This is a genomic window from Butyricimonas sp. RTP31003st1_G1_RTP31003_210430, from assembly GCF_040920905.1.
GTDB lineage: Bacteria > Bacteroidota > Bacteroidia > Bacteroidales > Marinifilaceae > Butyricimonas > Butyricimonas paravirosa.
In genome coordinates this window covers 1-6,657 of record NZ_JBCOSQ010000121.1, presented here as the reverse complement: position 1 = coordinate 6,657, position 6,657 = coordinate 1, and the positions used below count along the sequence as shown (strand labels likewise).

6 protein-coding genes and 1 pseudogene are annotated in these 6,657 nt (G+C 43.1%); 4 read left to right on the top strand and 3 right to left on the bottom strand.

Annotation, left to right across the window (positions count from 1 at the left end):
* Window positions 1-751, top strand: a pseudogene (locus AB5542_RS20885) (cation/H(+) antiporter); the annotation flags it as partial.
* Window positions 752-992: 241 nt separating this feature from the next.
* Window positions 993-2,270, top strand: coding sequence for a hemolysin family protein (locus tag AB5542_RS20880; protein WP_087420558.1), 1,278 nt, complete (start codon window positions 993-995; stop codon window positions 2,268-2,270).
* 159 nt (window positions 2,271-2,429) lie between these two features.
* On the opposite strand, the gene AB5542_RS20875 is transcribed toward AB5542_RS20880, so the two are convergent.
* Complete coding sequence (locus tag AB5542_RS20875; protein ID WP_124316973.1) at window positions 2,430-2,816, bottom strand: NifB/NifX family molybdenum-iron cluster-binding protein; 387 nt, start codon at window positions 2,814-2,816, stop codon at window positions 2,430-2,432.
* An 80-nt stretch (window positions 2,817-2,896) separates the two neighbouring features.
* On the bottom strand, window positions 2,897-3,799 hold the full coding sequence (locus AB5542_RS20870) for a bifunctional methionine sulfoxide reductase B/A protein (protein ID WP_279037536.1): 903 nt from the start codon (window positions 3,797-3,799) through the stop codon (window positions 2,897-2,899).
* Window positions 3,800-3,927: 128 nt separating this feature from the next.
* Here AB5542_RS20870 and AB5542_RS20865 point away from each other — a divergent pair, with 128 nt between their 5' ends.
* Complete coding sequence (locus tag AB5542_RS20865; protein ID WP_118302081.1) at window positions 3,928-4,476, top strand: HdeD family acid-resistance protein; 549 nt, start codon at window positions 3,928-3,930, stop codon at window positions 4,474-4,476.
* Window positions 4,477-4,612: 136 nt separating this feature from the next.
* Here the strand turns inward: AB5542_RS20865 and ispE are convergent, their stop codons facing one another.
* Complete coding sequence (ispE, locus tag AB5542_RS20860; protein WP_279037538.1) at window positions 4,613-5,440, bottom strand: 4-(cytidine 5'-diphospho)-2-C-methyl-D-erythritol kinase; 828 nt, start codon at window positions 5,438-5,440, stop codon at window positions 4,613-4,615.
* Between the two features lie 316 nt (window positions 5,441-5,756).
* Between ispE and AB5542_RS20855 the strand changes: the two genes are divergently transcribed.
* Window positions 5,757-6,458, top strand: a complete 702-nt coding sequence (locus AB5542_RS20855) for a phosphatase PAP2 family protein (protein ID WP_087420562.1) — start codon at window positions 5,757-5,759, stop codon at window positions 6,456-6,458.
* Window positions 6,459-6,657 lie beyond the last annotated feature (199 nt).

Below are 6,657 nucleotides of genomic sequence, written 5' to 3'. Positions count from 1 at the left end.
ACTTATAGCCACCCACTTCACGCTGGGAACAGACCTGAATCCTGCCAAAGCGGAAGAGTTTGCAGAAGAGAGCTTTATCCCCCTTCGGGAAGAAGCCCGACATCTGAATTTACAGGTAGACGAACGTTATCAGGTAACCGACAAACTCATTCAGGAAATGGTTCACGTGGCCAAGAAAGAACACGTGGACTACCTGTTCGTAGGGGCTGGACAACAATTCATGCAAGACAATAGCACGGCCCCCGGAAAACTGGGTAAAAGATTCACCACGATCGCCCGCTGGCTGAAACAATTAAAAGATCGCCCGTTACATTTACCGGGAACACTACTCCGGCAAAAACTGGAATCTATCATGGATCACGTGGATTGTTCCGTGGGAATCTTCGTGAACAGAGGTTTCACGCAGGCTTCCAATATCTTACTTCTCGTTGATAGTGAAGACGACTTGTTCCTTTTCAACTACGCCAGAACCCGGTTGGGCGAACAAAGCATGACCATCCGGATTTGCTTTATCAACGAACAGGTGGATAAACAACTAAAATCCAGAATCATGAATGATTTCGTTCAAATTGATCCACACAAATTTGTACTGGACAAACCATTAACCATGAACACTTTTATTGAAAATAAAGAAACCTTACTAGTGATGAGTTATACCACTTGCGAAAAGTTGTCAAAAGATCAGGAACTTTTTGCAAAGTTACCCTCACTACTAATCATAAGGCCAAAACAAATAGAATTTAAAGTTTAAAGTTTAGAATGGAAAAAACAACTACCCCCTCTGGCTCCCCCTTGCACAGGGGGAGAAACGGACGCAAGAAGACGTTTCAATGTTACATTGTAGCGTTTCCTCCCCCTGTGCAAGGGGGAGTTAGAGGGGGTAGTTGGAAAGAGAAAAGATAAAAACTAAAAACTAAAAGTAGGAAATTAAGAAGCGCTGGCCTTGTGAGTGGAAATCTAAAATTTAAAATCTAAAATCAAAAAATTAACACATGGAATTTCTAATCATCATAGGACTTATCATTTTAAACGGGGTACTCGCCATGTCTGAAATAGCGATGGTCTCTGCCCGTAAATCCCGTCTTGAAACAGAAGCCAAAAGCGGGAACAAATCCGCACAAAGAGCATTAAAATTAGCGAATCAACCGGATCGATTCCTCTCGACCATACAGATCGGAATCACGTTAATCGGTATCCTTACCGGTCTTTATTCCGGGCAAGCCCTCGCTGGAGACTTGGCCGTATGGGTAGAAAAAATAGAGGTATTGCAACCTCACGCGTTACTAATATCCAAAACGCTCATCGTGATCGTCGTGACTTATCTCACGCTGATTTTCGGAGAACTCGTGCCCAAACGCATAGGAATGGTTGCCGCGGAAAGAATGGCAAAGTTAATTGCCGCCCCAATGGATATTCTTTCCCGTATAGCCTCACCTTTCGTGTGGTTACTCTCTGCCAGCACGTCATTCATGATGAGACTATTGGGATTGAACAAATCGGGAGAGAACAAAATCACGGAAGAGGAAATTAAAGCAATCATCCAAGAAAGTACCGCCGAAGGCGAGATTCAAGAAGTGGAGCAAGACATCGTGGAACGGGTGTTTAATCTCGGAGACCGGGATCTCGGCTCTATCATGACACACCGGAGTGATCTCATCTGGCTGAACATACAAGACAGCAACGAGACTCTACGAGAAACGGTAAACGCACATCTTCACACGATCTACCCAGTGGCAGACACGAAGCTGGACAATATCGTCGGAATTGTTTTTCTAAAAGACCTTTTCGGAAGAATGGATGCTCCGGATTTTAACTTGAAATCCATCGTTCGTCCTCCCCAATATTTTCCTCAGAATCAAAGCGTGTACAACGCTATGGAGCACTTAAAACAAGGACATATAAAATATGGGCTAGTCACAGATGAATTCGGAAGTATCGAAGGTATTGTTACCTTACAAGATATTCTGAAAGCCTTGATCGGAGACTTGCCGGAACTTGGGGAAGAACCGGATATCGTGCAACGGGAAGATGGTACTTATCTCGTGGACGGACAATGCCCTTTCTATGACTTCTTGGCCCATTTCGACATGGAAAGTTTGTACGCAAATCACTATTACAACACCTTAAGTGGACTGATATTAAAGATTTTGGAACATATACCACAGACCGGAGAGAAACTGACCTGGTATAACTTCGAGTTTGAAATCGTGGATATGGATGCCGCTCGAATCGACAAAGTTCTTGTCAAAATAAACAAAGAAACTGACTAAAGTACTATTTGTTGTTAAACAAACTCCTCCGGCCTTCGGCCACCTCCTCTATAAACAGAGGAGGAGCTGGTGACTCCTCCCGAAGACAGGGAGTATTTCAGCTCTCCCTCTGTTTATAGAGGGAGTACCCCGAAGGGGGGAGGGAGTTAAAACGACTTCTTAGTCAACCTCTTTATGATGACTACATTGGTGTTCACCACCCTCATGATGATGGTGGCAACCGATGCCTGAATCTAGGATAAACCCTTTCAAATAACCTTCCGCTATTTTCCGGACATCCCCTTTACAACCACGGAAAACCTTAATTCCTTGGTCACTTAATACCTTTAAAGCCCCGTCACCCATGCTGCCGGCAAGCATCACGGTAACCCCTTTTTCTTTCAACACAGAAGCTATGTTCGATTTACAACCGCATCCTTGTGGAGAAGGGAGTGTTTCAATATTCGTGATATTTTTATCGTCATCTACCGTGAACAGCGTGTAATATGCGCAATGTCCAAAGTGATCATCAACAACGTTTTCTCTTGTTGGTACTGCAATTTTCATGATTCAATTCCTTTCTTTTATATAAATAAATTCTCTGTTATCTTTTGAAATATTTATCCAAACAAAGGTACATGATTTTTTCAAAATCGCCTCGTATATCCATGACAATAAGGCAAAGTCCCTTTCCTAGTATAGTAATTCTGATGATAATCCTCTGCCACCCAAAATGTTGTAGCCGAAGCTAACCGGGTCACCACCGCATAGCCTTTCTCTTTTAACTCTTGTATCAGCTTTTCAGCTACGGCCTTCTGTTCCGGACTATTGTAGAAAATTTCCGAACGGTATTGCTCCCCGTAATCCGGACCTTGGTGATCTTGTTGCGTGGGATCATGTATCTCGAAAAACAACTTTGTCAACGTCTCGTAATCAGTCTTCGATGTATCAAACAACACTCGTACCGCCTCCACGTGTCCCGTGTTTCCCTCACATACTTCCTCGTAAGACGGATCTTCCACTTTTCCACCAATGTACCCGGACTCAACGGCAAGCACGCCGGGTGCCTTTTTCATGTAATACTCCACTCCCCAGAAACATCCCCCGGCAAAAATAGCCGTGTCTATTTTCAATTCTTCGGCAGGAATAAATTCCATCGAAATCGAATTCACACAATGACGGGTATTCTTTGGGGTAAGTCCCTCACCCGTGAACACGTGTCCCAAGTGCGCTCCACAATGAGCGCAGACAATCTCCGTCCGCCTCCCATCAGCATCCGGTACCCGTTTCACCGCTCCCGGAATCTCATCATCAAAACTCGGCCACCCGCACCGGGAATCAAACTTATCCTCCGAACGGTAAAGCGGGCTCCCGCATTGTTTGCAAACGTATGTCCCTTTCGCTTTAAAATCATAATATTTACCCGTGAAAGGTCTCTCCGTCCCCTTATAAATAATCACTTGTTTTTCATCCGCTGTCAACTCTTTCTTTTGTGCCATAATCATGTAGTTTACTAAAAACAACATCAAGAATAATATAATTTTTCTCATCATCGTTCTTTTATACACTGAAACGTATTTCCCGGTATTTGGTTATTTATTTTTAATGACAAAATAACAACTTTTTGAATGCATTTCACATATAAAGAAATAAACTAAACTTAAAAAATATCAGAGAAATGACTACAACAAGTGCAACAACATCTACCGGTCCCAAAGGATTCAGATGGTTATATCTTATCCTGGGTATCGTGTTATTCGTTTTTGGTGTCGGCATCATCCGGCATCCGGTGGCATCTTATTTCGGACTGGCCATGTATTTCAGTATCGTTATCATTGTTATCGGAATCAGTGAAATCATGAACGCTTTTGCAGGCGGTAATTCCCGGCATTGGGGATGGGGATTGTTCATCGGGTTACTTGACCTGATTATCGGTTTTATCCTGTTAATCCACCCGATCATCACGGAAGACATACTTCCTTACATCGTCGGCTTTATCCTCATGTTCAAAAGCATTGATTACATTGCCGAATCATTACAGATGTCATCGCTAAAAATCAGGGGATGGGGATGGATATTCATAGCGGGAATCATCACCTTGTTCTTTTCCTTCATGATCGTCTTTTATCCCCTGTTCGGAATTTTCAATATCATCATCTGGACCGGCCTTAGTTTCATTTTCGCCGGCATCTCTTCATTTGTATACGCATTTGTGGGGAGAGGCTAACAAACTACCCCCTCTAACTCCCCCTTACACAGGGGGAGGACACGCCGCATTGAAATATCGTGATGTTTGGTAATCAACTCTCCCCCTGTGTAAGGGGGAGCCGGAGGGGGTAGTCATTTTATATTTAACAGTAAAGCTATAAACTCATTCCCTCACTTTGCCACACGAAATATTCCGGAAACGCCTTTTCTGCCTCCACGGGATGACGGAACAACCCGTAAACGGCTGATCCACTTCCAGTCATGGAAACATAAATCGCACCCAGATCCCGTAATATATTCTTTACTTCTTCTATTTCCGGGACTTTAGGAATCACGGAATTTTCAAAATCATTCACAACCACTCCGGTCCATTGTTCTATCGGCAATTTTCCCAATTCTCGTAAATCAAAAGAGGCCGCACGAGGCGTTATTCCCCGGTATGCCTCAGGAGTAGAAACTCCCCGATTCGGTTTCACGAGTACCATATGATAGTCCTTTAATGACAAATCTATCGTTTCCATCAACTCACCTTTCCCAAAAGCAAACACGGGATGATTCAAAACGAAAAAAGGACAATCACTTCCCACCCTAGCTGCATATCCCATTAATTGTTCCTCGTTCAACCCCAAGGAAAAAAGCTGATTCAACCCAACCAGCATAAAAGCGGCATCGGCAGAGCCACCCCCCAGTCCGGCACCATACGGTATGATCTTATGCAAATGCACATCCACCGAGGACAAATCATACTCGGCAGCCAGAATAGCGTATGCCTTACTCACCAAGTTTTTTTCCGGCGGGCAATCTATCGGGATTCCCGTGGAAGTAAAAACGCAACGCCCTTTCTCACTCTTCACTTCCGTGATTTCCAGTATATCCCGAAGATCAATCGGATAAAAAACAGTTTCTAGGTTATGAAATCCATCCGATCTCTTCTCCGTGACGAACAACCCTATATTAATCTTTGCATTCGGAAATATTACCATAAACTCATCAAAATTTAAAGATCCGGCACCTGCCGATTTACTATTTGTAATTCATTCAATTCCACATTCAAACTCCCTCCCGGCTTTGCCGTACTCCCTCTATAAATAGAGGGAGAGTTGAAATACTCCCCATCTTTGGCAAGAGTGAAAACTCCTCCTCTGTTTATAGAGGAGGTGGCAGCGAAGCTGACGGAGGAGTTTTACCATTTCGCAGAACAATTTTGCAAATATACCGAAAAATGATATATTTGCTCTCCAATCATCCCCTCAAATAGCGGTTGAACATTATTTATTTAAACTTATAGATTCAAATTCCATGTTAGAATCACTACAAGCACTAGATCGTACGGTATTTCTTGCCTTAAACGGTATGCACACCCCTTATTTGGATTCCTTCATGTACATATTCACAAGTAAACTTGTATGGATTCCTCTTTATGCGTCCATCCTGTACGTCTTGTACAAAAACATGAATATCCGCATGGTCATTTTCACGACTTTGATGTTCGCCTTGCTTATAGCATTGGCAGACCAAACATGTAGTTCCATCCTGCGCCCTATATTCGAACGTCCTCGACCATCACGCGACCCAGATATTGCAGACATGGTACATTTAGTCAATGGAAAGCGAGGCGGAAAATTCGGATTCCCCTCCTGCCACGCAGCTAACACGTTCGCATTAGCTTGTTTCATGATGTTACTGTTCAAGAACAGAGCCTTAACTACATTCTTTATGCTATGGGCAATTGTAACTTGTTACACGAGGGTGTACGTGGGAGTACATTATCCCGGAGATCTACTTTTCGGAACAGTTGTCGGGTTTGCCGTAGGAGCCGTCACTTATGGAATATACCGTTTCTGTCTTCGGGTGGATAGCATTGCCAACGGGCTAAAATTTCATCTAGATCGTAAACTCGTAAAACACCCATCCCACATGCAACACACGTCAATCATCATTTACACGGGATTACTCACGATTGCCGCTTTCGCCGTGTATAGTATCTGGTGGAGAACGTGATAATTTTAGATTTTAGATTCGGCAGCTCTAGCTACCGTAAGCAAAATGTCCCACAAGGGTCTGCAAACCTTATGAACCTTCAACTTTATAAACCTTATAAACTCAATAAATAATATAATCGGGGGCCATGTGGCCAAAAATAGTTGGTAAATTCTTTATAACGATTTGAATTCCAGAATGATTAATTACCTTAATTGAA

Coding starts and splice junctions, on each gene's coding strand:
- AB5542_RS20865 (WP_118302081.1), top strand. CDS start 3,928: ATGACTACAACAAGTGCAACAACATCTACCGGTCCCAAAGGATTCAGA.
- AB5542_RS20870 (WP_279037536.1), bottom strand. CDS start 3,799: ATGAGAAAAATTATATTATTCTTGATGTTGTTTTTAGTAAACTACATG.
- AB5542_RS20855 (WP_087420562.1), top strand. CDS start 5,757: ATGTTAGAATCACTACAAGCACTAGATCGTACGGTATTTCTTGCCTTA.
- AB5542_RS20875 (WP_124316973.1), bottom strand. CDS start 2,816: ATGAAAATTGCAGTACCAACAAGAGAAAACGTTGTTGATGATCACTTT.
- ispE (WP_279037538.1), bottom strand. CDS start 5,440: ATGGTAATATTTCCGAATGCAAAGATTAATATAGGGTTGTTCGTCACG.
- AB5542_RS20880 (WP_087420558.1), top strand. CDS start 993: ATGGAATTTCTAATCATCATAGGACTTATCATTTTAAACGGGGTACTC.